General features: G+C 66.1%; 26 protein-coding genes and 1 pseudogene. 12 read left to right on the top strand and 15 right to left on the bottom strand.

Annotated elements, in window-relative coordinates; genetic code table 11:
• Positions 1-125 precede the first annotated feature (125 nt).
• Genes PV773_RS03185 through PV773_RS03170 form a run of 4 tightly spaced genes read left to right on the top strand, consistent with a single transcriptional unit; the run spans position 126 to position 3,967 of the window.
• On the top strand, positions 126-1,151 hold the full coding sequence (locus PV773_RS03185; RefSeq protein ID WP_347964959.1) for a sulfate ABC transporter substrate-binding protein: 1,026 nt from the start codon (positions 126-128) through the stop codon (positions 1,149-1,151).
• 24 nt (positions 1,152-1,175) lie between these two features.
• Complete coding sequence (gene cysT, locus PV773_RS03180) at positions 1,176-2,027, top strand: sulfate ABC transporter permease subunit CysT (RefSeq protein ID WP_347964958.1); 852 nt, start codon at positions 1,176-1,178, stop codon at positions 2,025-2,027.
• Entirely contained in the window at positions 2,020-2,904 is an 885-nt protein-coding gene (cysW, locus tag PV773_RS03175) for a sulfate ABC transporter permease subunit CysW (RefSeq protein WP_340038671.1), read from the top strand. The genes cysT and cysW overlap by 8 nt, the downstream gene beginning before the upstream one ends.
• Before the next feature lie 13 nt (positions 2,905-2,917).
• The gene (locus tag PV773_RS03170) at positions 2,918-3,967 is read left to right on the top strand and encodes a sulfate/molybdate ABC transporter ATP-binding protein (protein WP_347964957.1); all 1,050 of its coding nucleotides are present in this window, start codon (positions 2,918-2,920) and stop codon (positions 3,965-3,967) included.
• A 67-nt stretch (positions 3,968-4,034) separates the two neighbouring features.
• On the opposite strand, the gene PV773_RS03165 is transcribed toward PV773_RS03170, so the two are convergent.
• From PV773_RS03165 to PV773_RS03140, 6 genes are all read right to left on the bottom strand, one after another.
• Entirely contained in the window at positions 4,035-4,250 is a 216-nt protein-coding gene (locus PV773_RS03165) for a hypothetical protein (protein WP_347964956.1), read from the bottom strand.
• Positions 4,251-4,386: 136 nt separating this feature from the next.
• Positions 4,387-4,590 carry a hypothetical protein gene (locus tag PV773_RS03160; protein WP_347964955.1) on the bottom strand — a complete coding sequence of 68 codons (204 nt, stop codon included), beginning with the start codon at positions 4,588-4,590 and terminating at the stop codon, positions 4,387-4,389.
• 460 nt (positions 4,591-5,050) lie between these two features.
• A complete protein-coding gene (locus tag PV773_RS03155; RefSeq protein ID WP_347964954.1) occupies positions 5,051-5,560 on the bottom strand; it encodes a hypothetical protein in 510 nt (169 codons plus the stop codon).
• Positions 5,561-5,853: 293 nt separating this feature from the next.
• Positions 5,854-6,948: an amino acid ABC transporter permease gene (locus tag PV773_RS03150; protein WP_347964953.1), complete on the bottom strand. Its 1,095-nt coding sequence runs from the start codon at positions 6,946-6,948 to the stop codon at positions 5,854-5,856.
• 1 nt (position 6,949) lies between these two features.
• Complete coding sequence (locus PV773_RS03145; protein WP_347964952.1) at positions 6,950-8,098, bottom strand: ABC transporter permease subunit; 1,149 nt, start codon at positions 8,096-8,098, stop codon at positions 6,950-6,952.
• Between the two features lie 67 nt (positions 8,099-8,165).
• The gene (locus PV773_RS03140; RefSeq protein WP_347964951.1) at positions 8,166-9,185 is read right to left on the bottom strand and encodes an amino acid ABC transporter substrate-binding protein; all 1,020 of its coding nucleotides are present in this window, start codon (positions 9,183-9,185) and stop codon (positions 8,166-8,168) included.
• A 331-nt stretch (positions 9,186-9,516) separates the two neighbouring features.
• Between PV773_RS03140 and PV773_RS03135 the strand changes: the two genes are divergently transcribed.
• Positions 9,517-10,308 carry an alpha/beta hydrolase gene (locus tag PV773_RS03135; protein WP_347964950.1) on the top strand — a complete coding sequence of 264 codons (792 nt, stop codon included), beginning with the start codon at positions 9,517-9,519 and terminating at the stop codon, positions 10,306-10,308.
• Positions 10,309-10,372: 64 nt separating this feature from the next.
• On the opposite strand, the gene PV773_RS03130 is transcribed toward PV773_RS03135, so the two are convergent.
• From PV773_RS03130 to PV773_RS03115, 4 genes are all read right to left on the bottom strand, one after another.
• A complete protein-coding gene (locus PV773_RS03130; protein WP_347964949.1) occupies positions 10,373-10,657 on the bottom strand; it encodes a hypothetical protein in 285 nt (94 codons plus the stop codon).
• A 25-nt stretch (positions 10,658-10,682) separates the two neighbouring features.
• The gene (locus tag PV773_RS03125; RefSeq protein ID WP_347964948.1) at positions 10,683-11,855 is read right to left on the bottom strand and encodes a Gfo/Idh/MocA family oxidoreductase; all 1,173 of its coding nucleotides are present in this window, start codon (positions 11,853-11,855) and stop codon (positions 10,683-10,685) included.
• 110 nt (positions 11,856-11,965) lie between these two features.
• Entirely contained in the window at positions 11,966-13,021 is a 1,056-nt protein-coding gene (locus PV773_RS03120; RefSeq protein WP_347964947.1) for a sugar phosphate isomerase/epimerase, read from the bottom strand.
• Between the two features lie 178 nt (positions 13,022-13,199).
• The gene (locus PV773_RS03115; protein WP_347964946.1) at positions 13,200-14,492 is read right to left on the bottom strand and encodes an amidase; all 1,293 of its coding nucleotides are present in this window, start codon (positions 14,490-14,492) and stop codon (positions 13,200-13,202) included.
• A 125-nt stretch (positions 14,493-14,617) separates the two neighbouring features.
• Between PV773_RS03115 and PV773_RS03110 the strand changes: the two genes are divergently transcribed.
• Both PV773_RS03110 and PV773_RS03105 read left to right on the top strand, forming a co-directional pair.
• Entirely contained in the window at positions 14,618-15,721 is a 1,104-nt protein-coding gene (locus PV773_RS03110; protein ID WP_347964945.1) for an NADH:flavin oxidoreductase/NADH oxidase, read from the top strand.
• A 94-nt stretch (positions 15,722-15,815) separates the two neighbouring features.
• Positions 15,816-16,874: a succinylglutamate desuccinylase/aspartoacylase family protein gene (locus tag PV773_RS03105; protein ID WP_347964944.1), complete on the top strand. Its 1,059-nt coding sequence runs from the start codon at positions 15,816-15,818 to the stop codon at positions 16,872-16,874.
• A 57-nt stretch (positions 16,875-16,931) separates the two neighbouring features.
• Here PV773_RS03105 and PV773_RS03100 read toward each other — a convergent pair whose 3' ends face one another.
• Complete coding sequence (locus PV773_RS03100; protein ID WP_347964943.1) at positions 16,932-17,846, bottom strand: LysR family transcriptional regulator; 915 nt, start codon at positions 17,844-17,846, stop codon at positions 16,932-16,934.
• An 84-nt stretch (positions 17,847-17,930) separates the two neighbouring features.
• Between PV773_RS03100 and PV773_RS03095 the strand changes: the two genes are divergently transcribed.
• Both PV773_RS03095 and PV773_RS03090 read left to right on the top strand, forming a co-directional pair.
• A complete protein-coding gene (locus tag PV773_RS03095) occupies positions 17,931-18,728 on the top strand; it encodes a phytanoyl-CoA dioxygenase family protein (RefSeq protein WP_347964942.1) in 798 nt (265 codons plus the stop codon).
• A gap of 110 nt (positions 18,729-18,838) precedes the next feature.
• Positions 18,839-19,606, top strand: a complete 768-nt coding sequence (locus PV773_RS03090) for a fumarylacetoacetate hydrolase (RefSeq protein WP_347964941.1) — start codon at positions 18,839-18,841, stop codon at positions 19,604-19,606.
• A 93-nt stretch (positions 19,607-19,699) separates the two neighbouring features.
• On the opposite strand, the gene PV773_RS03085 is transcribed toward PV773_RS03090, so the two are convergent.
• Entirely contained in the window at positions 19,700-20,392 is a 693-nt protein-coding gene (locus PV773_RS03085) for a YafY family protein (protein WP_347964940.1), read from the bottom strand.
• A 102-nt stretch (positions 20,393-20,494) separates the two neighbouring features.
• Between PV773_RS03085 and PV773_RS03080 the strand changes: the two genes are divergently transcribed.
• Positions 20,495-20,962: a hypothetical protein gene (locus tag PV773_RS03080; RefSeq protein WP_347964939.1), complete on the top strand. Its 468-nt coding sequence runs from the start codon at positions 20,495-20,497 to the stop codon at positions 20,960-20,962.
• Positions 20,959-21,858 (top strand): DMT family transporter, encoded by a 900-nt coding sequence (locus PV773_RS03075; protein ID WP_347964938.1) that lies wholly within the window; start codon positions 20,959-20,961, stop codon positions 21,856-21,858. The genes PV773_RS03080 and PV773_RS03075 overlap by 4 nt, the downstream gene beginning before the upstream one ends.
• Positions 21,859-21,910: 52 nt before the next feature.
• On the opposite strand, the gene PV773_RS03070 is transcribed toward PV773_RS03075, so the two are convergent.
• The gene (locus PV773_RS03070; protein ID WP_347964937.1) at positions 21,911-22,525 is read right to left on the bottom strand and encodes a LysE family translocator; all 615 of its coding nucleotides are present in this window, start codon (positions 22,523-22,525) and stop codon (positions 21,911-21,913) included.
• A gap of 115 nt (positions 22,526-22,640) precedes the next feature.
• A complete protein-coding gene (locus tag PV773_RS03065; protein WP_347964936.1) occupies positions 22,641-23,294 on the bottom strand; it encodes a response regulator transcription factor in 654 nt (217 codons plus the stop codon).
• A gap of 110 nt (positions 23,295-23,404) precedes the next feature.
• Here PV773_RS03065 and PV773_RS03060 point away from each other — a divergent pair, with 110 nt between their 5' ends.
• On the top strand, positions 23,405-25,150 hold the full coding sequence (locus PV773_RS03060; protein ID WP_347964935.1) for an ATP-binding protein: 1,746 nt from the start codon (positions 23,405-23,407) through the stop codon (positions 25,148-25,150).
• 141 nt (positions 25,151-25,291) lie between these two features.
• Here the strand turns inward: PV773_RS03060 and PV773_RS03055 are convergent.
• Positions 25,292-25,420, bottom strand: a pseudogene (locus PV773_RS03055) (homoserine dehydrogenase); the annotation flags it as partial.

Below are 25,420 nucleotides of genomic sequence, written 5' to 3'. Positions count from 1 at the left end.
CAAAAAAATTTCGCGACCGGTCCCGGTGTGGCCGAAAATTGCCCCGCGGCGGCAAAATTCGGAACATTCGCCGCATCTAATTTCTACCAGTTCGATAGACTATGCCTATTCGAACGGAGGCGGAAATGACCACTTCACGCAGAACGCTGCTCCTGTCGGCGCTGGTCGCCGGGGCCGTGCAACTCGGCAGCCTGAGCGTTGCCCATGCCGAGACGACGCTGCTCAACGTCTCCTACGATCCCACCCGCGAGCTCTACAAGGACTACAACGAGGCCTTCGCCAAGCACTGGAAGGCCGAGACCGGAGAGACGGTGACGATCCAGCAGTCGCATGGCGGCTCGGGCAAGCAGGCGCGTGCGGTGATCGACGGCCTCGACGCCGACGTCGTCACGCTGGCGCTCGAAAGCGACATCAACGCCATCGTCGAGAAATCCAAGGCGATCAATCCCGACTGGCGCGGCAGGCTGCCCAACAATTCCTCGCCCTACACCTCGACCATCATCTTCCTCGTCCGCAAGGGCAACCCCAAGGGCATCAAGGACTGGGGCGACCTGGTGAAGGAAGGCGTGCAGGTGATCACGCCCAACCCCAAGACCTCCGGCGGCGCGCGCTGGAACTACCTCGCCGCCTGGGCCTGGGCCAACGGCCGGTTCGGCGGCGACGAGGGCAAGATCAAGCAGTATGTCGGCAACCTCTACGCCCACGTGCCGGTGCTCGACACCGGCGCACGCGGCTCGACGGTGACCTTCGCCGAGCGCGGCCTGGGCGACGTGCTGCTGGCCTGGGAGAACGAGGCCTATCTCGCCCTCGACGAATTCGGCGCCGACAATTTCGACATCGTCATCCCGCCCGCGTCGATCCTGGCCGAGCCGCCGGTTGCCGTGGTCGACGCCAATGTCGACGCCAAGGGCTCGCGCAAGGTGGCCGAGGCCTATCTCGACTACCTCTATTCGGCGGAAGGCCAGACGATCATCGCCAAGCACCACTACCGGCCGTCCAAGCCGGAGCTGGTTCCGGCCGACGTGGAAAAGCTTCCCGAACTCAAGCTGGTGACCATCGACGATCCGATCTTCGGCGGCTGGGCAAAAGCGCAGCCCTATCATTTCGGAGATGGTGGTATATTCGACCAGATCTACAAGCCAGCGCAGTAAGCCAGCAGGGAAGTTCCAAACGACATGAGTTCAGCACCCGCTGCGGCGGGGTGGCGGTTCAGACAGCCGAGCGTCATTCCAGGCTTTGGATTGACGCTCGGCTTCTCGCTTGCCTACCTCACCCTCATCATCCTCATCCCGCTGGCGGCTCTCGTCTGGCGCTCGGCGGCGCTCGGCTGGAGCGACTTCCTCGCCATCGCCACGGACCGGCGCACGCTCAAGGCGCTCGAGATCAGCTTCGGCACCGCTTTCATCGCAGCCCTGGTCAATGTCGTGTTCGGCACGCTGGTCGCCTGGGTGCTGGTGCGCTACCGCTTTCCCGGGCGCCGCGTCGTCGACGCCATGGTCGACCTGCCCTTCGCGCTGCCGACCGCGGTGGCCGGCATCGCGCTGACCACGCTCTATTCGACGCAAGGCTGGATCGGCCGCCTGCTCGAGCCCCTGGGCATCAAGGTCGCCTACACCCCGCTCGGCATCGTCATCGCGCTGATCTTCATCGGCCTGCCCTTCGTCGTCCGCACCGTGCAGCCGATCATCGAGGAGATCGACAAGGAGGTCGAGGAAGCGGCCGCCACGCTGGGCGCAAACCGCTTCCAGACGATCACCAGGGTGCTGTTCCCGGGGCTGGCGCCGGCCGTCACCACCGGCTTCGCGCTGGCCTTCGCCCGCGGCGTCGGCGAATACGGCTCGGTCATCTTCATCGCCGGCAACCTGCCCTACGTGTCGGAGATCACGCCGCTGCTGATCATCATCCGGCTGGAGGAATACGACTACGCCGCCGCCACCGCGATCGCCGCGATCATGCTGCTGCTGTCCTTCAGCCTGCTCTTCATCATCAACCTCATCCAGGCGTGGACCCGCAAACGTTATGGCTGATCCGGAGCTTTACCCCGCAGACCAACTGCACGAGCACGTCTCGCTGGCCACCAGCGAAGCGCCGGTGGCACGCTTCCTGCTGATGGCGACGGCCTTCGCCTTCCTCGGCATCTTCCTGGTCGTGCCGCTGATCGTGGTCTTCGAGCAGGCCTTCGCCAAGGGCATCGGCGCCTTCCTGGAAGCCGTCAACGAACCGGACACGATCGCCGCGATCAAGCTGACGCTGCTGGTGGCGGCGATCTCGGTGCCGCTCAACCTCGTCTTCGGCGTCGCCGCCGCCTGGGCCATCGCCAAGTTCGAATTCAAGGGAAAGGCCTTCCTCATCACCTTGATCGACCTGCCCTTTTCGGTGTCGCCGGTGATCTCGGGCCTGGTCTATGTGCTGCTGTTCGGCGCATCGAGCCTGCTCGGGCCGTGGCTCAAGGCGCAGGGCATCGTCATCCTGTTCGCGGTCCCCGGCATCGTGCTCGCCACGATCTTCGTGACCTTCCCCTTCGTCGCGCGCGAACTGATCCCGCTGATGCAGGAACAGGGCACCGGCGACGAGGAAGCCGCCCTTTCGCTCGGCGCCAATGGTTGGCAGACCTTCTGGCACGTGACGCTGCCCAACATCAAATGGGGCCTGTTCTACGGCGTGCTGCTCTGCAACGCGCGCGCCATGGGCGAGTTCGGCGCCGTATCGGTGGTCTCGGGCCACATCAGGGGCCAGACCAACACCATGCCGCTGCAGGTCGAAATTCTCTACAATGAGTACAATGCCGTGGGCGCCTTCGCCGTCGCTTCCGTTCTCGCCGGCCTGGCGCTGGTGACGCTCGTGCTGAAAACCATACTTGAAATGCGCTACGGCGCCGAACTTGCCGCTACGCGCGGACATTGACCGAGGTTGTTTCATGGATGTTCGCGTTGCCAATGTGCGCAAGGAATTCGACCGGTTTCCGGCGCTTCGCGATGTTTCGCTCGACATACGCTCCGGCGAGCTGATCGCGCTGCTCGGCCCGTCGGGCTCGGGCAAGACGACGCTGCTGCGCCTGATCGCGGGCCTGGAGCGGCCGACCCGGGGCACCATCTACTTCGGCGACGAGGATGCCTCGAACAGGACGATCCAGGAGCGCAATGTCGGGTTCGTGTTCCAGCACTACGCCCTGTTCCGCCACATGACGGTGGCCGACAACATCGGCTTCGGCCTCAAGGTGCGGCCGGGCGGCAAGCGCCCGCCCAAGGCTGAAATCCGCCGCCGCGCCTCCGAGCTGCTCGACCTGGTGCAGCTTTCGGGCCTCGAAAAGCGCTATCCGGCGCAACTGTCCGGCGGCCAGCGGCAGCGCGTGGCGCTCGCCCGCGCCATGGCGATCGAGCCGCGGGTGCTTCTGCTCGACGAGCCATTCGGCGCGCTCGACGCGCAGGTCAGGCGCGAACTCAGGCGCTGGCTGCGCGAGATCCACGACGCCACCGGCCACACCACCGTGTTCGTGACCCACGACCAGGAGGAGGCGCTCGAGCTCGCCGACCGCGTGGTGGTGATGAGCCAGGGCCGCATCGAGCAGGTCGGCACCGCCGACGAGGTCTACGACCAGCCCAACTCGCCCTTCGTCTACGGCTTCATCGGCGAATCGAGCTCGCTGCCGGTGAAGGTCGAGGACGGCCATGTCTGGATCGCCGACCGGCCGATCGGGCTTGCGACGCCCGACCTGCCGAATGGCGAGGCGACGCTTTATTTCCGTCCGCACCATGTCGAGCTGCTCGACGAATGCAACGGCTGCATCGCCGGCACTGTGGCGTCGAGCCGCCGCGTCGCCGGCACGCGCCGCGTCGAGCTCGAGATCGGCGGCGGCCGCGAGCGCGTCGAGATCGAGCTGCCGGTCGGCCATCCGGCCGCCCACAAGAGCCGGGTGACCTTCCGGCCCAATCGCTGGAAGGTGTTTCCGAAAAATTCGGAGGGCTGAGGGGCAGCCTACGCCCCGAGAACTGTCGGAGGCAGAGCATGCTAAGCCGCTCTGGCGTGGAAGCGGCCTACTTCGTGAATCCCAGCACGGTTACTTCGCCGTTCTCGGGATCGATGCTTACGCGATAACCGCTCCACGTTCCTGCGGTAAGATTTTGGCCATCCCACTGTACTTCAGTGAAGCAGTCTTGCATGCCCTTGATAGGCGGGGAGGCTTTCCAGAGGATGTGGCTTTCGGCATCCATCCGCATGAGATTGCAGCCGTCCTGCATATCTTCCGCCATCCAGTCTTAAAGCACGATGCTTCCTGCCTTCCCGGCAAGATCTACACGGTCGATTGCCTGCGCTGACATTTGCGCCCCTGCTTTAAGTTGGTTTCCCCCAGGTCGGGGTGGGAAACGAGCGGTCCAGACGTCCCGATCACCACCAGCCGAATGACTGGCCGAATGGGTGAATGCCCGATAGCAGCGCACCAAGTGTTCCGAGGGTCAAAAGGATAATCTGGTAGGTCTGAAGCGTGAGCTTCTTCTCCAGTATGACTGCTTCACCCTTCCAGTAGAGGCGACCGTGCTCATCAAGCTGGAAATTATCGAGCGCTTCCATGCTGATAGTCTGAAAGCTCATGCCCGTTCTCCCTCCATGCGCCTCATTTCAAAGTGTCAACGACTGCGTTGCGGATCAATGACGAAATTGATCGATGCTCCGACACGTCATCGGGAAGATATATCTCTGATGCCGTCCAAAGGGCGAAGGCTTGCGATCACCCATGAGTACAGCCGCGACCGGGCCAGGCAGTCTATCGTTGAAACTTCCCACCAAAGGTTCGAAACGCGAAAAAGCCGGCCAACGGTAACGTGGCGCCTGTGATGATCGACACAACATCCTTGAGTTCGCCGGAGAGAATTGCAGAGACCCACGCGGCGCACGACAGACAAAACAGAACAAGGACGAGGAACCTCAGCCATGTTGGGTTCGGTTTGTCGCCTGCCATTGCCCACCCCCATTTCGACAACAGCCGAGGGTAACCAGACGTGGCGCCAACTGACAAGCAGCAGCGCTTCGTCGCCTACCTCCTTGCCGCCAATCAATCAGCTCGACGCATATACCTTGCATAGACGCCTAGACTGGTCCCGCGGCCAGAAACTACGACGCGTGTACCTGGGGTGAGGCTGTCCCTGAAGTCACTCGGAACGCCGCAAGCGCTATTGAACAGGAGCGGCAGCCCCTGCAGCTCCACCTGCGAACGACAGCCTTTGGGTCCGAAGCTGTCAGTGCGTTCTACAGTGAACTGCAGCTCGGTCTCCTCGCCCGCGATCAGCGCAACGGCCATCGGGCCGGTAACGTCCACGACGTTCTTGCCGATCATGAAGCCCAAGAACAGCACGCCAAAGACAGCACCGAACTTGCTTAGGTCACTGCGCGAAGGCCAATCGTCGGCGCTCCATACCAACCAAAGCCACAGCATCACGGTCCCTAGACCGGCAATCAGTCCAGGGCCGCGTGTTGTGGTTGCCCATTCAGTCGAGGGTACGAAGCCGCCGCCGAACATCTTGGCAAGCATGGGCAACAGGCCGAGCCACATCCAAGCGATCATCAAGAACTTCGCTAATCTGCCAAGCGCCCCCCTTGCCTCAGCCACATGCGCCCCTTTGAACGACAATCAAACCCCGATGCAGGAAATCAAACATGTCGCCCGGCGGCAATAGGCCGGGTGCTGGGCGCAAGCGTGGCGCACCGAACAAAGCGCCAGTAGAGCGCCAGAATAACGCGGCTTAGACCGACGAAGCGCACGGATACATTTTACCGGCTCTGAGCCCCTCGGATGCCAAGGGAACTCCGGGTCCAGAACGGCTGCTGCGCGCGCCGACTCCCCTCGCGCGCACCCCCCTACCGATACGACGTATTGAAATGCCTTTCGAGGAAACGGCTGTAGGCGCCCATCACGGCACTGAACAGGAAGTAGACCGCGGCGGCGAAGATATAACCTTCGAGCACCGCGATGCCCTGCCATTCGGGGTCGCGCAGCGCCGTGCGCACGGTGTCGAGGAAATCGAGCAGGCCGATGATCGTCACCAGCGTGGTGTCCTGGAAGAAGGCGATGAACAGGCCGACCAGCGCCGGGATGACCTTCTTCAGCGCCTGCGGCAGCACGATCTTGAACATGACCTGCCAGTAGTGCAGCCCGAGCGAGCGGCCGGCCTCGAACTGGCCCTTGGGCACGTCCTGCAGGCCGCCGCGCACCACCTCGGCGATGTAGGCCGCGGCAAACAGGATGATCGCCACCTGGGCGCGCAGCAGCTTGTCGATGGTGACGCCGTCGGGCATGAACAGCGGCAGCATCACTGCCGCCATGAACAGGATGCTGATCAGCGGCACGCCGCGCACGATCTCGATGAAGCCCGTGCCGAGCACGCGGATGGCGGGCAGCTCCGAGGCGCGCGCCAGCGCAAGGCCGATGCCGAGCGGCAGCGCAAACGCCAGGCCGACGAAGGACAGCGTGAAGGACAGCGGCAGGCCGCCCCATTTCGACGTCGGCACGGGGGTGAGGCCGAAGACGCCGCCGGCCATCAGCACATAGAGCAGCGGCAGGATGACGAACGCCCAGGCGAGCAGCAGGCCCCTGCCCCACAGCCGTGGAACCATTGACACGGCGCAGCTGCCGACGAACAGGATGAGTGCGGCGAGCGGCCGCCACTGCTCCTCGAAGGGATAGAAGCCGAAAAGCATGTAGCGCAGCTTGCCGGCCAGGAACGGCCAGCAGGCGCCCGAGCTCTGCTTGCAGTCTTCGGAGCTGCCGTCGAACACGGCATCGACGAAAAGCCAGCCGATGGCGAGCTTGGCCAAGAGCAGGATGACCGCACCGGAAACCAGCGTGACGACGGCATTGCCCGGCGTGCCGAAATAGGCCTCGCGCCAGCGTGACCGACGCGGCGGCCGGGCGACCTTCTCCGCCGCTGTGGGGAGTGCCTGGACGTCGGTCATGTCAGCGCTCCTTCAGCGCGACACGCGCGTTGTACCAGTTCATGAAGACGGAGATCAGCACCGACAGGCCGAGATAGACGCCCATGAAGATGGCGATGGTCTCGATGGCCTGGCCGGTCTGGTTCATGACCGTGTTCGACACCATCACCAGGTCGGGATAGCCGATGGCGATGGCGAGCGAGCTGTTCTTGAAGACGCTGAGATAGTTGTTGGTGAGCGGCGGCACGATGACCCTGAGCGCCTGCGGCAGCACGACCAGCCGAAGCGCCAGCGAGCGCGATAGGCCGAGCGCCATCGCTGCCTCCCACTGCCCCCGGTTCACCGCCTGGATGCCGCCGCGGACGATTTCGGCGACGCTGGCCGACAGGCTGAGCGCCAGGCCGAAGAGCAGTGCCACGAATTCGGGACGAATGTGCAGCCCGCCGGTGAGCCGGAACCGCCCGAGTTCCGGCACCTCCCAGGTGACCGCGACCTGGCCGCTGGCCCAGACGGCAATGATGGGCAGAAGCAAAAGCAGCGCGGCCATGGCCCAGCCCGAGCCGCCCGTTCCGCTGGTGATCCGCCGCCGGCGGGCGATCGCGTGCGCAATGGAGGCTGCCGCCAGGCCGATCGCCACGGCGCCGAGCAGCGCGTAGAAGCCGCTCTGCCACTGGATGGCCGGAACGGCGAGGCCGCTGTTGGACAGGAAGAAGCCGGGCAGGAACTGGATCGCCTGCTTGACCGGCGGAAACACCAGGATGATCAGCGAGTACCAGAGCAGAAGGTACAGCAGCAGCGGCACGTTGCGCAGCACCTCGACATAGGCGAGCATGAGGCGGCTGAGCAGCGGGTTGGTCGACAGCCGGCCGATGCCGACGAACAGGCCGATGATGGTGCCAAACACCACCGCCAGGAACGACACCTTTACGGTATTGGCGATGCCGACCAGGATGGCGCGTCCGACGCTGTCGGTCGACTGGAAGGCGATGGCCGCCTCGCTGATCTCGAAGCCGGCCTGCCGCGACAGGAAGCCGAAGCCGGTGGCGATGTCCTGCTTGGCGAGATTGGCGCTCGCGGTGCTGTACATCGCCCATCCGGCGAGCAGCACGGCGGAAATGGCGACGAATTGGTAGAAAGCGGCGCGGAATCGCGCGTCGTTCAGGAAAAGCATGGGCGCGCCGAGAGGTGGAGCAGAAGGAAAGGTCCGCGCCGGCTTGCGGCGGCGCGGACCGGTGTCGTCAGCGCACCGGCGGCGCGTAGAGCAGGCCTCCGGCGTTCCACTGCGTGTTCGGGCCGCGGGTCATGCCGAGCTTGGTCTTCTCGCCGAGATTGCGGTCGAACACCTCGCCGTAGTTGCCGACGGCCTTGATGACGTTGTAGCCCCACTTGTTGTCGAGCCCGAGCATCTTGCCGAGTTCGTCGGCGCCGCCCAGCATGCGCTGCACTTCGGGGTCCTCGCTCTTCAGCTTCTCGTCGACATTGGCCTGGGTGATGCCCTTCTCCTCGGCGGCCATGAGCATCCACACCGACCACGAGACGATGTCGCGCCAGTTGGAATCGTTCTGGCGCACGGCCGGCGCCAGCGGCTCCTTGGAGATCGTCTCCGGCAGGAGCACGTAGTCGTCCGGATTGTTGGCGACCGCGCGGATCGACGCCAGGTCGGAGCGGTCCGACGAGATCGCCTCGCAGCGGCCGGAATAGAAGGCGGCGCGGTTCTCGTCCGGGCTCTCGAACACGACCAGCTCGAACTTGCCGCCGATCGTGCGGAAGAAGTCGGTCAGGTTCTGGGCGGTGGTGGTGCCGGGCAGCGTGCAGATCGCCGCGTCGGTCAGTTCCTTGGCGCTGGAGACGCCGAGCGACTTGGGCACCAGCAGGCCCTGGCCGTCGTAGAACACGGTCGGGCCGAAATCGAGGCCGAGCGAGGTCTCGCGCGAGAAGGTGTTGGTGGTCTGGCGCGACAGAACGTCGATCTCGCCCGACTGCAGCGCCTGGAAGCGGGTGTTGATGTTGGTCAGGACGAAATCGACCTTTTCCGGATCGCCGAACACGGCGGCGGCCACGGCGCGGCAGACGTCCGCGTCAAAGCCCTCCATCCGGCCCTTTTCGTCCGCGGCCGCGAAGCCCGGCGTGCTGAGCGACACGCCGCAGATCAGCTTGCCGCGGCTCTTGACGGTGTCGATCGTCGCGGCCTGCGCCGCCCCGACGACGCCGGCAAGTGCTGCGGTTGCGGCGCACAGCGCCAGAAATCCACGTTTCATTCATCCCTCCCTAGGTGTTGATCCTCGTAAGATCCGCCCGCGCCTACCTTCCCCGGAGCGCGGCGCCGGAGCTTCGCCGGGCTATGTATGCATAGATTGTGTACGATTAGGAAGAGGGTGCAACGAAGTAGTGTATACAATTGTTCGTGCTTGTGAATAAGGCCGGAAAAGGCCAACGCCGGATCGACTGAATCCTGTTCTGCCCCGGAGCCAAATGCGACTGCGATGTCGGGCGATCTCCGAGAAATCGTGAAGATTCGGGAAAGTGCTTGACCCTCCATCGCCGGGAACGCGCAGCCTCACACCTACGCCAACCCGCCAGGAGACCGACATGACCGACAGACAGTTCGCCGCAGAAGGGGCCACCATCGCCTACAGCCTGACCGGCGGTGCGGGGATTCCGATCGGATATGCCCACGGCATCCTGTTGAGCAGGGCCGCCGTGCGGGGCCTGGGCATCTTCGACCTCGACCTCATCGCGGCCGGTCGCCCGCTGCTCACCTACGACCAGCGCGCGCACGGCCACTCGACGGGTCGGCCCAAATCCGCCGACTACCGGTTCGAACAGGTCGCTGCCGACCTGCTCGGCCTTCTCGACGAGGTCGGGATCGACCAACCCATCGACTTCGCCGGCTCCTCCTGGGGCGCAGCCGCTGCCCTCCATGCGGCCATTGCCGCGCCGCACCGCTTCAGGCGCCTGGCGCTGCTGATCCCGCCGGTTGCCTGGGAGTCCGGCCCCGATCAGCTGAGGCAATGGTATTTCGATACCGCCGACACCATCGAGGAGATCGGGTCGGCCGCATGGCGGCGCCAATGGGCCGAGATGCCGCCGCTGCCGATCTTCGCCGACTATCCGCAGGCGAAGTTCAGTCCGGACGTCGACGACGAACTGGTGCCGGCCGTGCTGCGCGGTGTCGGGCGCTCGGACCTGCCCGATCCGGCCGCGTTGGCCGTACTGCCGCACCCCACGCTGATTCTCGCCTGGGACACCGACCCGCTGCATCCCGTGACCACCGCCGAACGGCTGGCCGAGCTGATCCCCAATGCAACCCTTCACGTTGCCCGCAGCATCGACGACGTGAAGACCTGGACGCAGCGAACCGCCGCGTTTTTCGCCGAGTGATCGGCTGCACACTGCCAGGCGGCGCTAAGCCCGCGTTACAGCCGGAAGGTCGCTTCACGCGCGGTCATTTCAGCAGGGCTCTCAACGCACGGACCTCGGCAACGGGCGCGGGGATGTCCTGGCGGGCTTCGGCGATGAAATCCTGATCCGCAGCCGTGGCGCCGGTCAGTTCCATATCGTCCTGCCGACCAGCACCTTCGCCGACCATGATGAAACTCGAACCGCCAACGCGATCCCGGCCTTCAACATACGATTTCCACGGCCCCGTGCTCGCACGCCGGAATCTAGCTTCGATGATGTCGAGGTCGGCATCGGAAAGCGGTTTCTCATGCCCGTACCCTTTTGCCATCGAGGGGCGCCGGCGAACCGGCCCCCTAGAGTTTCGTCCAGGCGGCGTTCTTCCTCGACGAGCGCACGCAGGCCTCGATGAAGGCCACGCCCTCGACCCCGTCCTGAACGGTCGGATAGACGACATCCCTGCCCGGCTTGCCGCCCTTTTTCCGAGCCGCGCGGATGGCCCGGGCGGCTTCCTGGTAGATGTTGGCAAAACCTTCGAGGTAGCCTTCCGGGTGGCCCGAAGGCACGCGCGTCACCCGCGCTGCCGCAGCAACCGCGCCGACGCCGCCTCGGGTGATCAGCTGCCTGGGCTGGCCGAAGGGCGTGTACCAGAGGTAGTTCGGATCAGCCTGCACCCACTCGATGCCGCCCTTGGAGCCGTAGACGCGCAGCTTCAGCCCGTTTTCGTGACCCGGCGCCACCTGGCTCGCCCAGATCATGCCCTTGGCGCCCCCCTTGAAGCGCAGCATGACGTTGACGTTGTCGTCGAGCAGCCGGCCCGGCACGAAGGCGTCGAGGTCGGCCGACAGGCTGTCGAGTTCGAGGCCGGAGACGAAGCGGGCGAGATTGTATGCGTGGGTGCCGATGTCGCCAGTGGCGCCGCCGGCGCCCGACTGTTTCGGGTCGGCGCGCCACGACGCCTGCTTCTGGCCGGTGGCGGCGAGGTCCTCGGTCAGCCAGTCCTGCGGATACTCGGCCTGGACGACTCGGATGTCACCCAGAAGGCCCTTGGCGACCATCTCGCGCGCCTGCCGGATCATCGGATAGCCGGTGTAGTTGTGGGTCAGCACGAAGACCTTGCCGGTCTTCTCGACCAGCGCGGCAAGCTTCTTCGCCTCGGCCAGCGTCGCCGTCAGCGGCTTGTCGCAGATGACGTGGATGCCGGCCTCGAGGAAGGCCTTGGCCGCCGGATAGTGGACGTTGTTGGGCGTGACGATGGCCACCGCCTCGATGCCGTCGGGGCGCCTGGCCTCGGCCTTGGCCATCTCGGCATAGGAAGCGTAGCTGCGCTCGGGGTCGAGGCCGATCTCGGCGGCTGACGCCCTGGCGCGCTCGGGATTGGACGACAGCGCACCCGCGACGAGCTGGAAGTCGCCGTCCATACGGGCGGCGATGCGGTGGACGGCGCCGATGAAGGCGCCCTGCCCGCCGCCGACCATGCCGTAGCGGATCGGGCCGTTGCCGTTCCCCGAATTCGATGCACCGACCATGTAGTGTCCTCCCTTGAAAATGTTGGCGCTGCCCCTCATCCCCTGCCGGACCTTCTCCCCGTATAGTGACGGGGAGAAGGTCCGGCAGGGGATGAGGGGCAGCGCGACGTTCAGATCCCCATCATCTTCCTCAGCATCGCCCGGTCGCTCGTCCCGCCGGCGAAATCGTCGAACGCCTTGTCGGTGACGCGGATGATGTGGCTTTCGATGAACGGCGCGCCTTCGGCGGCGCCGTCCTCCGGATGCTTGAGGCAGCACTCCCATTCGAGCACCGCCCAGCCGTCGTAGCCGTACTGCGCGAGCCCGGAGAAGATGCCGGTGAAATCGACCTGGCCGTCGCCGAGGGAACGGAAGCGGCCGGCACGATTGAGCCAGCCCTGGTAGCCGGAATAGACGCCCTGGCGCCCGGTCGGATTGAACTCGGCGTCCTTGACGTGAAACGCCTTGATGCGCTCGTGGTAGATGTCGATGAAGGCGAGATAGTCGAGCTGCTGCAAAAGGAAGTGCGACGGGTCGTAGTTGATGTTGCAGCGCTTGTGGCCCTTCACCGCGTCGAGGAACATCTCGAAGCTAATGCCGTCGAAGGTATCCTCGCCCGGATGCAGCTCGAAGCAGAGGTCGACGCCGGCCGCGTCATAGGCGTCGAGGATAGGCCGCCAGCGCTTGCCGAGTTCGGCAAAAGCCTCCTCGATCAGCCCGGCCGGCCGCTGCGGCCAGGGATAGAGATAGGGAAAGGCGAGCGCCCCGGTGAAGGACACGCAGGCCTTGAGGCCGAGGTTCTGCGAGGCTTTTGCGCCAAGCTTCATCTGCTCGACCGCCCATTGCTGCCGCGCCTTGGGATTGCCTTGGAGTGCTGCAGGCGCAAAGCCGTCGAACTGGGCATCGTAGGCCGGGTGGACGGCGACGAGCTGGCCCTGCAGGTGGGTGGAGAGCTCGGTGATCTCGACGCCGGCATCAGCGCAGATGCCCTTGATCTCGTCGCAATAGGTCTTCGACGTCGCCGCCTTCTGCAGGTCGAACAGCCGCGTATCGGGTGTCGGGATCTGCACGCCCTTGTAGCCCAGGCTGCCGGCCCAGGATGTAATCGATTTCAGGCTATTGAACGGCGCCGCGTCGCCGGCGAACTGGGCGAGGAAGATCGCTGGTCCCTTCATTGTCGACGGCATCTCACATCCTCCCGATTCCGATCCTGCAACGTCCTGGGGCAGATGACCATCATTTGAGCCGGCTCCGCAAGAGGCGGCAGCGGGCCGTCTACCGAACCAGTGCCGGCCATGGATCCCGAGCCGGGCGTCGTGCGAAAAGCGGCCGGCGCGCCGAGCCGCCGAAGCGCGGGACCATGAATTACCCTCGCAGCAGGCGCTCGACCGCGAGACCCGCTGCAAGCACACGGCGGTCGTGGCCGTGGCGACCGACCAGCATGAGGCCGGCCGGCAGCGCCGTGCCCGCCATGGGCAGCGACAGGGCGCAGAGGTCGAACTGGTTGGCGACCTGGGTGTTGCGCAGCAAAAGCCCCTCGATGCGGTTGCCGTGCATCCCGTCGGCCAGCATCTCGGCGATGGGCTGGGCGACGACCGGCGTCGCCGGCAGCACGATCATATCGACGGCGGAGAGGCGCTCGTCCATCGCCGCAGCAAGCTCGGCGCGGCGGCGCATGGTGCGGATGTAGGTGACGGCCGGAACCTGCATGGCGCGGCCGAGCGAGCCGCTGACATGGTGGTCGACCGCGACCCTGGCGCCGGCGGACAGCCAGTCGGCATGGATCTCGGCGCCCTCGATTGCCGCGATCGAGGCCGCGCGGGTGGCGTCGCGCATGCCGGCGAGCAGGTCGTCGAGCGCAAGATCGCCAACGCGGGCGCCCGCGGCCGCAAGCCGCTTCAGCGATTGGTCGAAGGCGGCGGTGACGACGGCATCGCAGTTTTCCATCAGCCGCCCGTGCGGCACGCCGATGCGCAGGCCGGCAAGCGAAAGCGGCGCGAGGCCGGCGGGCTCCTTGCCGGCCATGACGGCGTCGGCGGCTATGCAGGCACTGACCGTCCTTGCCAGCGGCCCGAGCGAATCGAGCGACGGCGACAGCGGGAAGGCGCCGTCGAGCGGCACGCGGCGCGCCGTCGGCTTGAAGCCGACGACGCCGTTGAGCGCCGCCGGCACGCGCACCGAGCCGCCGGTGTCCGAGCCGATGGCGATGTCGGACGTGCCCTCCGCGGCCGACACGCCTGCGCCGGACGACGAGCCGCCAGGGATGAGCGTGGGGTCGGCGGCATTGCCGGGCGTGCCGTAGTGCGGATTGATGCCGAGCGCGGTGAAGGCGAATTCGGTCATCGCCGTCTTGCCGACGATGACGGCGCCGGCGCGGCGCAGGCGCTTCACCACCAGGGCGTCCTCCTGCGCGGGCGCCGCGTCGCGGCGCATCAGCGATCCGGCGAGCGTCGGCTCGCCCCTGACGTCGAGCAGGTCCTTGATCGAGACGATGGCCCCGTCGAGCGGGCCGAGCGAAAGGCCCGCCCTCGCCCGCGCATCGGCGGCATCGGCCGCGGCCCGGGCGGCTTCCGCGTAGAGCTTCATGAACACGCGCTCTTCGCCGGCGCGCGCGGCGAGACGCTCAAGGATGGCTTCGAGCCGGTCTCTGGACTTCATGGGTGCATCCGATTCTGAGCGATACGCGGTCGTCTAGGCTCCGAATAGCACGCGCTGGCCCCATGCAACACGGTTGTCGCGGCCAGCAAACATCCTACATTGCCCTGCCTGATTTCGGAGCCGCCATGACCACCCATCTGTTTTCGCCGATCAGCCTCGGCAAGCTCGAATTCCCCAACCGCATCGCCGTCGCCCCCATGTGCCAGTATTCGGCCGACGACGGCTCGGCATCGGACTGGCACCTGCAGCACTGGATGAACCTCGCCATGTCGGGCGCCGGCATGATCACCGTCGAGATGACCGACGTGGAACGGCGCGGCCGCATCAGCCATGGCTGCATGGGGCTCTATTCGGATGCCAACGAGGCAGCGGCGAAACGGACGCTGGATGCCGCCAGGCGTGTCGCGACGCCCGGAGCGAAGTTCGGCGTGCAACTGGCCCATGCCGGCCGCAAGGCCGCGAACCGCAGGCCGTGGAAAGGCGGCGGCCCGCTGGCGCCAAACGAGGATGCCTGGCCGGTGGTGTCGGCCTCGGCACTCGCCTATGCCGACGGCTGGCAGGTGCCGCACGCGCTGACGGAGGACGAGATCGAACAGACCATCGGCCATTTCGTCGAAGCGGCGAAGCGGGCCGAGCGCGCCGGCTTCGACTTCATCGAGCTGCATTCGGCGCATGGCTACTTGCTGCACCAGTTCCTGTCGCCGCTCTCCAACCACCGCACCGACCGGTGGGGCGGATCGCTCGACAACCGCATGCGCTTTGCCATCGAAATCGCCCGCCGGGTCGTCGAGGCCGTGCCCGGGCTGATGATCGGGGCGCGCATGTCGCTGACCGACTGGGTCGAGGGCGGCTTCACGCTCGAGGAAGGCATCGAGGTGGCGAGGGCCTACGCCGCAGCGGGCATCGCCTACATCTGCTGTTCCAGCGGCGGCAACTCGCCCCACCAGAGCCTGCGCACCGGCCCCGGCTACCAGGTGCATCTGGCGGAAGCGGTGAAGCGGGCGACCGGCATTCCGGTGCGGGCTGTCGGCATGATCGACCAGCCGCGCCAGGCGGACGCGATCGTCCGCGACGGCCAGGCCGACATGGTGGCGCTCGGCCGCGCGCTGCTCGCCGACCCGCGCTGGCCCTGGCGGGCGGCGGCCACGCTCGGCCACGAGTTCCATGCCGCACCGCAGCTGGCGCGCTCCGTGCAGTTGATGAAGCAGTGGGGTGCGGCAGTGGCTTGAGCCGCCTGGCGCGGCGGACGGGTGCGGCTGGATCAGGACGGCGCAGCCGCGGTCTGCTCTACCGCTCAGGCAAAAGAATCGAGGGGTCGAAAAGTTGGAAAAGAGCGTCGAGACGATCAGGGGCGACCGCGACGGCATCGCTTATGAATTTGCGGTGCTGCGCCTGAAGGGCTCGGCGGCGGACGCGCCCTCGGCCTATATCCAAGCCGCGCTCCATGGCGACGAGCTGCCCGGCGTGGTCGCCATCGACGCGCTGATGCCGCGCCTGCGCAAGGCTGAGAAAGAAGGCCGCATCCGCGGCAACCTCACCGTCGTGCCGCGCGCCAACCCCATCGGCGGCACGCAGCAGCTGTTCCATTCGACGCAGGGCCGCTTCGACCTCGGCACGCGCGTCAACTACAATCGCGATTTCCCCCTGCTCGACCGGCCCGACGTGTCGCTCCTGCCCGGCGACGAGGTGGCGATGACCGCCGACAGGCGGCTCAAGGCGCGGCTCCTGAAGCTGTCGGTCGGCCACGAGATCGTGCTCGACCTGCACTGCGACGACGAGGGCGTGGCCTATCTCTACGTGCCCGAGGAACTGTGGCCGGCGATGGCCGATTGCGCCGCGGCCATGGGTGTCGACGCAGTCATCCTGTGGGGCGGCCAGTCGGGCGCCTCCTTCGACGAGGCTTCGCTGCATCCCTGGCTGAAGCTGCCGCGCAAGGAGGCCCGCCTCGAAAGCCGCGTCATCTCCACGGTTGAATATCGCGGCACGTCGGACGTCTATGCCGGCACGGCCGAGCACGATGCCGACGGCATCTACCGCCTGCTGGTGGCGCGCGGCGTGGTCGCCGATCAATCGGTCGAAGCGCCGAAGCCGTTCGCCGGCGTGGTCGCGCCCATCGACCATATCGAAATGATGCCCGCGCCCTGCTCCGGCGCCATCCTCTACGACGTCAAGCCCGGCGACCGGGTCAAGGCCGGTGCGCGGCTGGCGACAATCGTGCGCGCGCCCGGCGAGGACGGCGGCCGCGTCGAAATCTTCGCGCCCCAGGACGGCTACATCCTCACCCGCCGCTCGCACCGCTTCACTGGCGCCGGCGACGATCTCGTCAAGCTGGTCGGGATCGGCCCGAGCAAGCGCGCCCGCTCCGGCGCGCTGGAGGCGTAGGCCGCGCCCGCGGTGGAGCGCCGGCCGTCTGCGCTTCGCCGAGCCGATCTCGACCTGTCATCCGACTGAATGGCTGGCGGGCTCTTGCGCGGCAGTGGCCAGGATGGCGGCGCGGATCTCGGGCAACGGTGCCGGCTGGTCGCCGCAATGGACCAGGACGATGGGCTCCCTGGCCTCGGCGTCGGCGACCGGCACCCGCGCGAGCGGCCTGCCGTCATAGCTCACCGCACCTGCCGGGTTGGTGTAGCTGATGCCCACGCCCTCGCCATTCGCCGCCAGGCTGCGCATCACCTCGACGGAGGCTGCCCGGTGCGCCACCAGCGGCGTCAGCCCCTGCGACCGGAACAGCCCCAGCATGTGGCGGATCGACAGGCCCTGATCCGAAAGGATCAGCGGCCGGCCGGCGAGCTCGGCGAGGCTGACCTCGACGCGCCCCGCCAGCGGATCATCCGGCGCAAACCACGCCTGCGGCGTCACCAGGGAATAGAGATCGCGCCGGAAACTGGCGTCGAGCCCGAGATCGTAGGTCAGCGCCAGGTCGATCTGGCCCGCCGGCACGGCTTCGGCGAGGGTCTCGAAACTCGCCACCCGCGTCCTGATCTCGACATCGGGGAAGCCTTCGCGCAACCGCCGCAGCAGCGGCGCGAGACAGGTCGGCGCCAGGTCCTCGAAGATGCCGAGCGTGACGCGCGCCAGCCGTCGCCGCCCCAACGCCCCGGGGTCCTCCAGCCGCGCCGCATCGGCCAGCAGCGCCTCGGCATCCGCCAGGAAAAGCCGCCCGAAGCCGGTGAGCATCACCGGCACGCCCTTACGGCGCAGGAAGAGTTTGCGCCCCAGATGCGCCTCGACCTGGGTCACGGCCACCGACAGCGCCGGCTGCGAGACGTTCACCTGCTGCGCGGCAACGGTCAGGCTGCCGGCATGGGCCACCGCCACCACATATTCGAGCTGCCTGAGCGAGATATATAACACCTGATTATATCTATCTTATTCATATATTATTGGAAGTTAAAATCCATCGGCCGCATATGATCGGGGCGCATTGAGGAGACAGCCATGCCCCACCCGCTCATCACCCAGGATCATATCGACAGCTACCGGCGCGACGGTGTCGTGCTCATCAAGGGCCTCTTCCGCGACCACGTGGAGGCGCTGCGGAAGGGCGTCGAGACCAACATGGCCGAGCCCGGCGAATACGCCGCCGAGAACCTGAAGGCGGGCGAAGGCGGCCGCTTCTTCGACGACTACTGCAATTGGCAGCGCATCCCGGAATTCGAGGCGGTGATCCGCACGTCGCCCGCCGCCGAGGTCGCCGCCGACCTGATGCAGTCGGACACCGTGCAACTGTTCCACGACCATGTGCTGGTCAAGGAGCCGGGAACGTCGAAACCCACCCCCTGGCACCAGGACTCGCCCTACTATTTCGTCGAGGGCCGGCAGACGGTCAGCTTCTGGTCGCCGCTCGACCCGGTACGGGAAGCCTCGCTGCGCTGCGTCGCCGGCTCGCATCTGTGGGAGAAGCCGGTGCTGCCGACGCGCTGGCTGTCGGAGCAGAATTTCTACCCCGACGCCGATACCTACATGCCGGTGCCCGATCCGGATGCCGAGGGGATGAAGATCGTGGAATGGGAGATGGAGCCTGGCGATGCCGTGGCCTTCGACTACAAGACGCTGCACGGCGCCCGCGGCAACGAGAGCAAGTCGCGGCGCCGCGCCTTCTCGCTGCGACTGATGGGCGACGACGCGCATTACGTCGAGCGTCCCGGGCGCACCTCGCCGCCCTTCCCGGGCCACGGCATGCAGCCGGGCGAGAAGCTGCGCGAAGACTGGTTCCCGGTGATCTTCCAGCGCTGAGATGCGCGAGACGGGACGGCGTCGCGAAGGCATTATCCTCAGCGGATTTTAATGTTTTCGCCGCGCCTCCCATCTCGAATTTTTATGCGTTGCCGATGTAGCCTCGCCGCATGGACGACATGCTGGACAGGCTCGGGGAGCAACTGGCGCAAAATCGCAATGCCGGCGTGGTTGGCGGGCTGGCGCTGTCCGCCATTGCGGACGAGGCGGAGGCTCTGGCTGTTCAGCAGACGGCCCTCGACGCCTATGACAGCGACTTCAAGGGCTATGCACTCGTCGGCACCAGCCATGCGACGCGCCGGACGCTGGGGTTGCGCGAGCCGATTTACGCCCCCATTCCGCGCAAGGCCTTCCACGACAAGCTGGCAGCCTACACCCTGCCGGCCGGAATGATCGGCGCGCAGTGCGAGCTGGCGCTGACGCTCGGCCGCACCTTCCCCGACCCCGGTGAAACGATCGGCATCGAATCCTGCGCGGATGCGGTGGTCGCCTGCCAGCCGGCGATCGGCCTCCTCGGCCGCCGCACCAGGCCGATTGGCGACGCGCACCTGGCGGCCATTGCGGATTTCGGTCTGCACGTGGCCACCATCTGCGGCGCCTCGACCAGACATCTCGATCCGCTGGCGACGGCCAGGCTCTCGGTGCGGGCGACGATCGACGGAAACACCGTGGCGAAGGCCGACCTGACGGGAGCCGACGAACACCCGCTGTTGGCCCTCGCCTGGCTCGCGCGGCAATTGCGCATGCAGCATGCCGCGCTGAGTGCCGGCGACATCGTGACGCTCGGTTCGTTCACCCCGATCCTGCAGGTCTTGCCCGACCAGGAGCTGGCCGTCGCATTCGCCGGCCTCGGCACGGTCTCCTGCGCATTCCGATAGGCTCCGGCCACTGGGACGCCGCAGTCCCGCTGCCGGACCATGGGTTTGACCCTCCCCGTCTGCAAGTCATTCCCGCCGGCATGCGCATGACGATCAAGAGGCCGAAAACAGTTCATGCCGCGCCTGCCATTCGGCCCTGAGGCGTTCGCCTTGGCCTTTGAACAGGCTTTCGGTGGCGACGCAGGCGGTCATCCTGTCGACGCGGAAATGCCGAAAATCCTGACGCAGCTCGCACCATGCTGCGAGCAGGACGTTGTCCACGTAGTAGACCAGCGCGATCGGGAGGACGGTGCGCTCGCTGGAGCGGGCTTCCGCGTCCCGATAGCGCAGGTGAAGCTTGCGCTCGTCCCTGATCGCCTCGCGTATGACCCGGTACTCCACCGAAGCGGGAGGAACGGCGTTCCAGTGCGATACGTGAAGAGGCGATCGTTCGATGCGTCTGCCCACGGCGTCGGGAAGGATGTCGGCGATCTTGCTGCCGACGCGGGCCGCCGCCGCCAGAAGCTCGGCATCGCCGGTACGCCCGATGAGCGACAGGCCGACGACGATGGCCTCCACCTCGTCGGCCGTGAACATCATGGGCGGCAGGTCGAAGCCCGGCTGCATGACGTAGCCGACGCCGGCCTCGCCTTCGATGGGAACCCGCATTGCCTGCAGCGCCACGATGTCGCGATAGATGGTCCTCTGGCTGACCTCCAGAACATCAGCGATGGCGCCCGCCGAGACCGGCCCCGCCGCCCGCCTCAGCATCTGGATGATCTCGAACAGCCGGCTCGATCGTCCCATCACGGTTCGTCCTGCACATGATTGACTATTAGCATGAGCATGCTGACACTAGGTGTCAGCATGGGGCAGCTAGGCTGACGATCATTCACCTGCGAGGCGGCAATGGTCGATCGGATATTTGAAACGAAGTCGGTACGGATGGAGCGGATGTGCCTGCTCACCTTCCAGGCGCCCTCCGAGGATGTGGACCGCATCATGGCCGAAGTGGTGAAGGTTGCGCCGCTGACCATGGGAAACTACGACAGCAATGCGTGGCAGTCCGGGCCAGGCATCGAACGCTACCGGCCGCTCGACGGCGCAGCAGCGGGGCCGGAGACGGACATTCGCAAGCGGCCGGGCACGCTGGAGGTGTCGTTCGAGCTTCCCGACGAGCAGCAGCTCGTCGAAAGGGTCATCGAGACGATTTTTGTAGTACACAGCTATCAGGAGCCGGTGATCAGGCTCCAGACCATAGTCACCGCGCGGTCCAAGGGTCTCGACGACAGCACCAACCCCAATCGCTGGTGGAATACGACCGGTGACTGGAAGAACAAGCCCGCCTCGCCCGGTACGGATCGAGGCCAGCCATGAATGTCACGGAATACAGGCTCGGCCTCGCCCTCGTCACCGCGTCGGCGATTGCCTGGAGCACGGCGGGATTCTTCACCCGCCTCGTTCCGCTGGATAGCTGGACGATGCTCGCCTGGCGCGGCATCTTCGGTGCCATCGGCATCGCCGTGGTGATCCTTGCCATGGAGCGGAGGAACGCATGGCGCGTCGTGCGCACCATGGCCTGGCCCGGCTGGCTGTACGCCATCGTCTCGGCGGTCGGCATGGTCCTGTTCATCACCTCGCTCAGGCACACGACGGTTGCCCATGTCGCGGTGATCTATGCGACGGTGCCGTTCATCGCGGCAGCGCTCGGCTGGCTGGTGATGCGGGAAAGGCCGTCGAGAAATGCCATAATCGCCAGCCTTGCCGCGCTCGCAGGCGTTGCCCTGATGGTCGGCCTGGGCGCCGAGGGCGGCCTGTTCGGAGATCTGCTGGCTCTTGGAATGACCTTCTGCATGGCTGCGATGATGGTCATTGCGCGGCGGTTCCACGACATTCCCACCATGCCGGCCGCCTGCCTCTCCGCGCTGCTGAGCGGATTGGTCTGCTGGCCATTTGGCGAGCCGCTCGCCGTCTCCGCGTACGACCTGACCATCCTGGCCATGTTCGGCCTGGTGAACTCGGCGGTCGGCCTTGCCATGTTCACGCTTGGCGCGCGGCTGCTGCCGGCGATCGAAACAGCCCTGATCGGCTCGCTCGATGCGCCGCTGGCTCCGCTCTGGGTCTGGCTCGCCTTTGGAGAGACGCCTGGCTTAAGCACTCTCGCCGGAGGGCTGATCGTGTTCATCGCCGTCGCCGTCCACATCCTGGTCGAAGCCCGAAGGCGGCAAGCGGTCGCCTCGCCTCCTGACGGAGAACCAGGTTTGGTTTCCTGAAGCCGACGCAGCCGACGATGACAGCATTTTGGCCTGATGCCGTGCCGGCATGTCACTGGTAATAGCCGACCAGAGCCACGCCAAGTCCGATCAGGATGGAGCCGCAGGCCTTGGGGATCACCCATTCCGCCCTGCCGGCCCTCAACCGGCCATGGGCGACGGAGGCGATGCCCACGGCGGCCACGTCGGCCGCCGAGAAGACGAGATTGACGATCATGCCGAGGATCATGAACTGAAGCCAGAGCGGCATCGACGCCGACGGGTCGACGAATTGCGGCAGGAAGGTCAGGAAGAACAGCGCCGTCTTTGGATTGAGAACTTCCACCACGATGCTGTCGCGCAGGGTGTTCGAGGCCGGGCTGCCCTTCTCGGATGCCTTGTTCCAGCCCAGCAACATGGTGAGCCCGAGCCAGACCAGATAGCCCGCGCCGGCCAGCTTGATTGCCGCGTAGACCGTCGGTGCCTGTACGATCAGCGACGCCAGGCCGATGGCGGCCGCAATGATATGCGCATAGCAGCCGATGTGGATGCCGAGGGCCGCCCTCAATCCCGCCCGCCGGCCATAGGTCAGGGTTTGAGCGGTCATGTAGAGTATCGCCGGCCCCGGCATGACAGCGAAAGCAAGCGTTGCGACGGCAAACGGAACCAACAGGACCAGCGACAGCATGACGGCTCCTCCCCGTACGACCAAGCCGCTGGGAGGAATAGGCGTGGGGCAGGTCGCGCGCGCTTTCGCCCACGCTTTGGATGGTTAAGGCAATGTATTCGGCGCGGCGATCGGGTCAGCCTGCCGGAAGCCCTAGGCGTACCGCGTAGCCGGTCAGTTCAGCGGCGCTGTGGAGATCGAGTTTTCGCATCAGGTTTTCCCGATGCTTCCGGGCAGTCAGCGGACTGATGCCCAGCCGTTCGGCGACCTCGCGTGCGGTCATGCCGTGCGCGACCAGCGCCAGGATTTGCCGCTCGCGCCGCGTCAGCGGGATCGGCGAGAGGGCCTCCTGCATGGGAACGGCCTGTCGGGACGGTTCGCTGACCGCGAAGCGAACGGTTCGCGCCAGATAGGTTCCGCCCTCCTTCACGGCCTCGATGGCCGCGCCGAGTTCCTCCGGGTCGCCGTCCTTGGTGAGATATGCACTCGCCCCCGCCTCCATCGCAGCGCGCACCGTCCTCGGCTCGACATTCGCGGTCAGCACCAGGACCTTCGTTCGAGGCGCAAGCTGCCTTATGTCGGAGATGAACTGGATTCCGGGAATGCCCGGCATGCCGAGGTCGAGGATCAAAAGGTCCGCGCGCGTGTCCCGCACTTGCCTCAACCGGGCCTCGCCATCCGCGGCCTCGGCAACGACCGTGACGTTGTCCATCACCGAAATAAGCAGCTTGAGGCCTTCACGGACTATGGCGTGGTCGTCGGCGATGATGGCGGTGAGCAAGCGATTCATCCAGTCGCTATCCACGAAATGGCAAGATAATGTCCAGTCGCCAACTTATGGAAAACAAGTTGCCGATAGATCAACCGTGCTAGCAGATATAGGGCAACTGGGGGAATACCATGCAGGAAGACAAGATACGCCAGGCTCTCGTCGAGCTTCTGTATCGTAATTCCTACGGCGTCGTCATCTCCAACATCGTCATCTCGCTCGCGGCCGTGTATGTCCTCAGCAGCGCCGTTTCCATAACCTGGCTCGCGGCATGGCTCGGCGCGCTGTATCTGCTGACCGCGATCCGCGTCCTGGCGTCCCGCCGCTTTTTCGGCCGCAAGCGGGATTCCGGATCGATGCTGCGATGGGCGTGGCTGGCGGCGGGCTTTTCGTGGGTTTCGGGCCTGCTGTGGGGCGGGCTCGGCTGGGCCGGCTTCCTTCCTGAGGCGCCCATCGTGCTTTCCTTCACCGTCATCGTGCTGACCGGCCTCGTCTGCGGCACCGTGCCGTCGCTCTCGGCGTTCCCGCCGGCCCTCGTCGGCTCGATCCTCGCCACGGCCCTGCCGGTCGCCGTCCGCACCATCACCACCGAAAGCGACATCTCCGGCGCCTTCCTGTTCCTGCTGGCGTCACTCGTGGCCATCAATTTCTACTATTGCCGCATCACCTATCGCATGTTGCGCGAAACCATCAGCCTGCGGCTGGAGAACGAGGACCTGGTCCTGAACCTGCAGGAGCAGCGCGACCGGGCACAATCGGCCGACCGTGCAAAGACGCGCTTTCTCGCCGCCGCCAGCCACGACCTGCGCCAGCCGATCCACGCCTTGAGCCTGCTGGTCTCCACGCTGGCCGTGCTGGGGCAGCGCGGCGACGTGCCTTCGGCCGATGCCCGCAGCCTGGCGGGCCGGGCAAAATCCGTCGTCGGCAACCTCAGCGGGCTGCTCAACGGGCTGCTCGACATCTCCAAGCTCGACGCCGGCATCGTCACGGTGACCCTGGAGACGGTGGCCCTGCGCGAGCTGTTCCGCGATCTTAACGGCGAGTTTGCCGAAGAGGCCAGGCAGCGCGGCCTGGAATGGCGCGTCGTCGACAGCAGCCTGCGGGTCGAGAGCGACCCGATGATGCCAAGGCGCGTCCTCAACAACCTGTTGTCGAATGCGTTTCGCTACACGACGCAAGGCCGCGTCCTGCTCGGCTGCCGCAGGCGTGGCGACATGGTGGAGATACAGGTCCTGGACACGGGCCCCGGCATTCCCGCGGAACAACAGGCGATGGTCTTCGAGGAGTTCGTGCAGCTGCAGAACCCGGCGCGGGACAGGACGCAAGGGCTGGGCCTGGGGCTGGCCATCGTGCGGCGCACGGCCGGCCTGCTGAAGCATCCGCTCAGGCTCGTCTCCAGGCCCGGCAGCGGCTCCCTGTTCGCGGTCACGGTCCCCATTGTCCGCACGGCGGCATCGCCCAGGCCGGTCGAGCAAGTCGCCCATGTCGGCGTCTCGGCCGGCATCATGGTCGTCGAGGACGAAGCCGACGTGCTCGACGCCATGGTGCAACTGCTCACCCTGGAGGGACACCGCGTCTATGCCGGCCGCTCCGCCGCCGAGGCGCAAAGCGCCCACGCGCAGGCTTCGAAAGCCGGACATGCGCCCGTCGACCTGATCGTCGCCGACTACCGCCTCGCGGACGGCGCCACCGGTTTCGAGGCGATCCAGGCCCTCACTGCCTATGTCGGCCGCCCCGTGCCGGCCATCATCATCACCGGCGACACCTCGCCGGAACGGCTGAAGGAAGTGAACGCGAGCGGCGCCCGCATCCTCCACAAGCCGATCGGCGGAGAGGATTTGCGGGAGGCCATCCTTGCAGCTTGCCGACAGGCCTAGAGCAACTCCAGGAAACCTGCGCAGCGGTTTTCCGTCCGGAATTGCGCAAAATCAAAAGCACAGAGCATTTCCGCGATTCGAAGAATAGCGGAAATGCTTTAGAGCCGAGCCGCCCGTCCGCCTCGACGCGCGGCGTACGGGCTATTCGCCATAGACCAGCCGGTCCTGGCGTGCCCTGAGTTCGGCGATCTTGGAGCCCGGTGCGACGGCGGCGTTGGCATAGGTGATGAGCTCGCCCTTCTTGATCGGGGCGGTGACGGTGCCGCCCTG

The organism is Mesorhizobium sp. CC13 (assembly GCF_039907765.1).
Classification (GTDB): Bacteria; Pseudomonadota; Alphaproteobacteria; order Rhizobiales; family Rhizobiaceae; genus Aminobacter.
Note: the sequence above shows the minus strand (reverse complement) of the source record. Positions and strands in the feature narration are given on the sequence as shown.

Excerpts from the sequence above, each read along its gene's own strand:
- PV773_RS03140 (WP_347964951.1), bottom strand. The coding sequence starts at position 9,185 with ATGAAACGTGGATTTCTGGCGCTGTGCGCCGCAACCGCAGCACTTGCC.
- PV773_RS03155 (WP_347964954.1), bottom strand. The coding sequence starts at position 5,560 with ATGATCGCTTGGATGTGGCTCGGCCTGTTGCCCATGCTTGCCAAGATG.
- PV773_RS03080 (WP_347964939.1), top strand. The coding sequence starts at position 20,495 with ATGGTCGATCGGATATTTGAAACGAAGTCGGTACGGATGGAGCGGATG.
- PV773_RS03115 (WP_347964946.1), bottom strand. The coding sequence starts at position 14,492 with ATGAAGTCCAGAGACCGGCTCGAAGCCATCCTTGAGCGTCTCGCCGCG.
- PV773_RS03075 (WP_347964938.1), top strand. The coding sequence starts at position 20,959 with ATGAATGTCACGGAATACAGGCTCGGCCTCGCCCTCGTCACCGCGTCG.
- PV773_RS03170 (WP_347964957.1), top strand. The coding sequence starts at position 2,918 with ATGGATGTTCGCGTTGCCAATGTGCGCAAGGAATTCGACCGGTTTCCG.
- PV773_RS03150 (WP_347964953.1), bottom strand. The coding sequence starts at position 6,948 with ATGACCGACGTCCAGGCACTCCCCACAGCGGCGGAGAAGGTCGCCCGG.
- PV773_RS03165 (WP_347964956.1), bottom strand. The coding sequence starts at position 4,250 with ATGGCGGAAGATATGCAGGACGGCTGCAATCTCATGCGGATGGATGCC.
- PV773_RS03085 (WP_347964940.1), bottom strand. The coding sequence starts at position 20,392 with ATGGGACGATCGAGCCGGCTGTTCGAGATCATCCAGATGCTGAGGCGG.
- PV773_RS03185 (WP_347964959.1), top strand. The coding sequence starts at position 126 with ATGACCACTTCACGCAGAACGCTGCTCCTGTCGGCGCTGGTCGCCGGG.
- PV773_RS03160 (WP_347964955.1), bottom strand. The coding sequence starts at position 4,590 with ATGAGCTTTCAGACTATCAGCATGGAAGCGCTCGATAATTTCCAGCTT.
- PV773_RS03065 (WP_347964936.1), bottom strand. The coding sequence starts at position 23,294 with ATGAATCGCTTGCTCACCGCCATCATCGCCGACGACCACGCCATAGTC.
- PV773_RS03095 (WP_347964942.1), top strand. The coding sequence starts at position 17,931 with ATGCCCCACCCGCTCATCACCCAGGATCATATCGACAGCTACCGGCGC.
- PV773_RS03060 (WP_347964935.1), top strand. The coding sequence starts at position 23,405 with ATGCAGGAAGACAAGATACGCCAGGCTCTCGTCGAGCTTCTGTATCGT.
- PV773_RS03135 (WP_347964950.1), top strand. The coding sequence starts at position 9,517 with ATGACCGACAGACAGTTCGCCGCAGAAGGGGCCACCATCGCCTACAGC.
- PV773_RS03070 (WP_347964937.1), bottom strand. The coding sequence starts at position 22,525 with ATGCTGTCGCTGGTCCTGTTGGTTCCGTTTGCCGTCGCAACGCTTGCT.
- PV773_RS03125 (WP_347964948.1), bottom strand. The coding sequence starts at position 11,855 with ATGGTCGGTGCATCGAATTCGGGGAACGGCAACGGCCCGATCCGCTAC.
- PV773_RS03130 (WP_347964949.1), bottom strand. The coding sequence starts at position 10,657 with ATGGCAAAAGGGTACGGGCATGAGAAACCGCTTTCCGATGCCGACCTC.
- PV773_RS03145 (WP_347964952.1), bottom strand. The coding sequence starts at position 8,098 with ATGCTTTTCCTGAACGACGCGCGATTCCGCGCCGCTTTCTACCAATTC.
- PV773_RS03090 (WP_347964941.1), top strand. The coding sequence starts at position 18,839 with ATGGACGACATGCTGGACAGGCTCGGGGAGCAACTGGCGCAAAATCGC.
- cysW (WP_340038671.1), top strand. The coding sequence starts at position 2,020 with ATGGCTGATCCGGAGCTTTACCCCGCAGACCAACTGCACGAGCACGTC.
- cysT (WP_347964958.1), top strand. The coding sequence starts at position 1,176 with ATGAGTTCAGCACCCGCTGCGGCGGGGTGGCGGTTCAGACAGCCGAGC.
- PV773_RS03110 (WP_347964945.1), top strand. The coding sequence starts at position 14,618 with ATGACCACCCATCTGTTTTCGCCGATCAGCCTCGGCAAGCTCGAATTC.
- PV773_RS03120 (WP_347964947.1), bottom strand. The coding sequence starts at position 13,021 with ATGCCGTCGACAATGAAGGGACCAGCGATCTTCCTCGCCCAGTTCGCC.